Annotated in this window: 3 protein-coding genes; all 3 read right to left on the bottom strand. The window is 71.7% G+C overall.

Annotated features, from left to right (window positions below; all coding sequences use genetic code 11):
* A partial coding sequence (locus tag PKE44_RS15630) for an ATP-binding protein (protein ID WP_324552955.1) occupies positions 1-1744 on the bottom strand: 1744 nt, incomplete at its 3' end.
* A 96-nt stretch (positions 1745-1840) separates the two neighbouring features.
* Positions 1841-2998, bottom strand: coding sequence for a GGDEF domain-containing protein (locus PKE44_RS15625; protein WP_324552951.1), 1158 nt, complete (start codon positions 2996-2998; stop codon positions 1841-1843).
* 248 nt (positions 2999-3246) lie between these two features.
* The coding region (gene mmsA / locus PKE44_RS15620; protein WP_324552948.1) for a CoA-acylating methylmalonate-semialdehyde dehydrogenase at positions 3247-4316 on the bottom strand (1070 nt) is incomplete at its 5' end.

Here is a 4316-nt window from a genome sequence, read left to right as displayed (position 1 = left end):
CGAGCAGCGCACGCCCCTGATCAACACCGCGCGCGGCGACCAGGGCGCCGACGGCCGCCGGCAGCGGCGCATCGGCACCGACCTGCAGGCCGGTGACGCCGTGCACGGCAAGTGCGCCGATCAGCGCCGTGCTTTCGGCCGGCGTCAGGCCGAGGATCGCCACCGCGCCGTCCGGCAGCACCGGCGGCGGCGCCGGCAGCGCCGGCAGCGGCACGCAGACCTCGAAGCGGCTGCCGGCCCCGCAGCGGCTGTCGACGCGGATGCGCCCGCCCATCAGTGCCGTCAGCCGCGCGCAGATCGCCAGCCCGAGGCCGGTGCCGCCGAAGCGGCGCGTGATGCTGCCGTCAGCCTGCTCGAAGGGCTGGAACAGCCGCGCGAGCTGTCCGGCGGCCATGCCGATGCCGGTGTCGGTGACGCCGAAGGTGAAGCCGTCGTCGTCGTGGCGCACGCTGAGCGTCACGCAGCCGCCGCGCTCCGTGAACTTCACGGCGTTCGACATCAGGTTCAGCAGCACCTGCGCCAGACGCAGCGCATCGCCACGGCTCTGCTGCGGCAGGTCCGGCGCCTCGTCGATGCAAAGCTCCAGCCCGCGCTCGCGCGCGCGGCCGGCGATCACGTCGATGACGCGATCGACGACGGCGCCGGGCGCGAACGGCGCATCCTCCAGCGTCAGCTTGCCGGCCTCGATCTTCGAGTAGTCGAGGATGTCATCGACGATGCCGAGCAGCAGCTGGCCGGCGTCATGGATGCGGCGCAGCGTCTCGTGCACGCGCCGGCCCTCGGACTGGTCGAGCCCGAGTTCGGCGAAGCCGAGCACGGCGTTGAGCGGCGTGCGGATCTCGTGGCTCATGTTGGCGAGGAAGTCGGCCTTGACGCGCGCGAGCCGCTCGGCATCGAGCCGGGCGGCCTCGGCGGCCTGCTCGGCGCGCTTCAGTTCGGTCACGTCGCTGACCAGCACGTACACGCCGTGGACCTCGCCGTCGCGCAGGTCCGGCAGGTAATGCGTCTGCACGTAGCGGCAGCTGCCGTCGGCGTGCGGGAATTCGTTCTCGATCAGGCCGGGCTCGCCGCGCAGCGCCGTCTCGACGGCAGTGTGCACGCGCTCGTAGCGCACCGGGCCGAGGGCCTCGCGCTTGTGCATGCCGTGCATGCCGCCGGCCGGAATGCCGAGCCAGTCGTGGTAGGCCTGGTTGGCGAAGCGGTTGCGCAGGTCGCGGTCCCAGTAGCCGATCAGCGCCGGCACGTTGTCGAGGATGGCCTGCAGGTCCCGCTCGCGCTGGCGCAGTTCCTCGGTGCGGGTCGCGACCAGGGATTCGAGCTGCGCGCGGTAGTCCGCCAGCGCGCTTTCGGCCTCGGCACGCGCGCGCGATTCGGCGCGCTCGCGCAGGCAGCGGTCGACGGCCGGCGGCAGGCGGCCGAGGTTGCTCTTGAGCACGAAGTCGGCGACGCCGGACTTCAGCAGCTCGACCGCCCGCTCCTCGCCGACGCTGCCCGAGAGCAGGATCAGCGGCAGGCCGGGCTGCGCGCACACGCGCGCGAAACTGGCATCGAAGCTCAGGCCCGGCAGGTTGTAGTCCGAGATCGCCAGCTCCCAGCCGCCCTCGGCGAGCGCGGCTTCGAGGGCATCGAGGCGATCGACGCGCGTGGCCTGCGGCGCATAGCCGTGGCGCGTCAGCACGCGCACGGCGAGCAGGAAGTCGGTTTCGACATCCTCGATGACCAGCAGCTTCAGCGGTACGGCCAAGACGTGGGCTCCCGTGGGCCTCGAAGGCTTGCGTCCCGGCGGGGAGCCGCATAACCCTAGCCCTTGAGTGGGCTTTGAGGCAACGACCGGAGCAGCTTAGCGGACGATGGTCTCGCCGGGCAGGATCGCCCGGTCACGCCCGCCGAGCTTGGCCGCGTACATGCGCTGGTCGGCGATCTCGATCAGCTCCGGCCAGTCGCTGACGCGGTCGATCAGGCGCTCGGCGAGCCCGATGCTCGCCGTCAGCGGCGCGCCGTCGGGCCGCTCGCCGAAACCGGCCGCGCGCAGCCGCTCGACCACCAGCCGCGCCCCGTGCACGTCGCTGTTGGCGAGCAGCACGAGGAATTCCTCGCCGCCCCAGCGCACCAGCACGTCGCCGCGGCGCAGCGCCGTGCGCACCTGCCCGGCCATCGCGCGCAGCACCGTGTCGCCGGCCTCGTGACCCCAGTTGTCGTTGATGCTCTTGAAGCGGTCGAGATCGATGAACATCAGCGCCAGCGGCTCGCCGCGCGCGACCGCCATGCCGAACAGCAGTTCGAGCGTTTCCTCGCCGGCGGCGCGGTTCAGCGCCCCGGTCAGCGTGTCGGCGCTGGCCCGGCGCACCAGCGCGATCATGTACTGCAGCTGGCTCAGGCTCGACACCATCGCCGCGCCGGTCACGAGCAGCAGCAGCCACAGCGTGCCGACGTTCTCGGCGAAGCGGAATTCGCCGTTGATGTGCACGCCGTACAGATAGGCCATGAAGATCGGCAGCGCGTACAGCAGCGTCTCCAGCACCGTCAGCGGAAACACCGCCAGCCCGGCGACGACGACGAAGGGCAGCAGCTCGTAGACCTGCAGCAGCACGCCGCGCGGGCCGCCGGTATCGAGATCGGCGAGCAGCGGCGCCGCGAGCAGGTGGAACACGGTCGGCACCGCCAGCAGCAGGCCGACGCGCAGCAGCGCCTCCAGCCGCCCGCAGCCCGGATCCCGCGACCACGCGAGCCCCATGAACACCACCGCACTCGCCACGCGCAGGCCGGCGAGCGGCAGCCAGTGGTCGGTGTCGAGCAGCAGCAGGTCGGGCAGGATCCACAGCGGCACCAGCAGCGCGAACAGCGCGGCCATCAGCCGCGTGCGCGACTTCAGCACCACGCGCCGCTGGCGGCGCAGCTGCGAGGAATGGTTCCAGACGCCGAACAGGTCGGCGATGTCGGTCGACTGCACGCGCAGCGGCGCAAACAGGTGATCGGCGATCGAGCGGACCGCAGACATCGGCAGGGGCCTCGGGGGGTCGGTGGTGCGCCCCGCGGATCACCGGTTTCCTGACCGGTCCGGGGCACGGTGATTCGCAAGCCGCAACCACGGCCATTGCGCATCACGGCCCCGTGATGCGACGGTCATGCACGATGCGGGAGCACACCGTCGCCTGCATTGCTCAGGATCAATGTTTCCGGCCATTCGTGCCGGCTTCGCAAATGCGAACCCGACGCAAGCAGCGTCGCAATTGTGTGCGGGATGGTTCAGCCGAGCGTCGGCATGGCGAACTGCGCACCGGCGCGGATGCCGGTCGGCCAGCGGCTGGTGACCGTCTTCAGCCGGGTATAGAAGCGCACGCCCTCGGGACCGTGCACGTGGTGATCGCCGAACAGGCTCGCCTTCCAGCCGCCGAAGCTGTGGAAGGCCATCGGCACCGGGATCGGCACGTTGATGCCGACCATGCCGGCGCTGACGTGCTCGGTGAAGTGGCGCGCGGTGTCGCCATCGCGCGTGAACAGCGCCGCGCCGTTGCCGTACTCGTGGCTGTTGACCAGCGCCAGTGCGGCCGCGTAGTCCGGCACGCGCACGATCGCGAGCACCGGGCCGAAGATCTCCTCGCGCCAGATCGCCATGTCCGGGCGCACGCGGTCGAACAGCGTGCCGCCGAGGAAGAAGCCGTCCTCGCAGCCCTCGATGCGCAGGCCGCGGCCATCGACGACCGCCTCGGCGCCCTCCTCGATGCCGCGGGCGATGTAGCCGGCGACGCGCGCGCGGTGTTCGGCGCTGACCAGCGGTCCCATCTCGGCCAGCGCATCGTCCCCGGGACCGACGCGCAGGCCGGCGACGCGCGGTGCCAGCCGTGCGACCAGCGCATCGGCGGTGGCCTCGCCGACCGCGACCGCCACCGAGATCGCCATGCAGCGCTCGCCGGCCGAGCCGTAGGCGGCGCCGATCAGCGCATCGACCGCCTGTTCGAGGTCGGCATCCGGCATCACGACCAGATGGTTCTTGGCACCGCCGAGCGCCTGCACGCGCTTGCCGGCCGCGCAGCCGCGCGCGTAGACGTGCCGGGCGATCGCGGTCGAGCCGACGAAGCTGACCGCGGCCACGTCCGGGTGATCGAGCAGCGCATCGACGGCGATCCGGTCGCCATGCACGACGTTGAACACGCCGGCCGGCAGCCCGGCCTCGGCGAGCAGCTCGGCGAGCAGGCCGGCGGTGCCGGGATCGCGCTCGGAGGGCTTCAGCACGAAGGTGTTCCCGCTGGCGATCGCCACCGGGAACATCCACATCGGCACCATCGCCGGGAAGTTGAACGGCGTGATGCCGGCGA

The sequence above is a fragment of the Plasticicumulans sp. genome (genome assembly GCF_035331805.1).
Lineage (GTDB): Bacteria > Pseudomonadota > Gammaproteobacteria > Competibacterales > Competibacteraceae > Plasticicumulans.
This window is presented reverse-complemented; position numbering and strand designations above follow the sequence as displayed.

Coding starts and splice junctions, on each gene's coding strand:
- PKE44_RS15625 (WP_324552951.1), bottom strand. CDS start 2,998: ATGTCTGCGGTCCGCTCGATCGCCGATCACCTGTTTGCGCCGCTGCGC.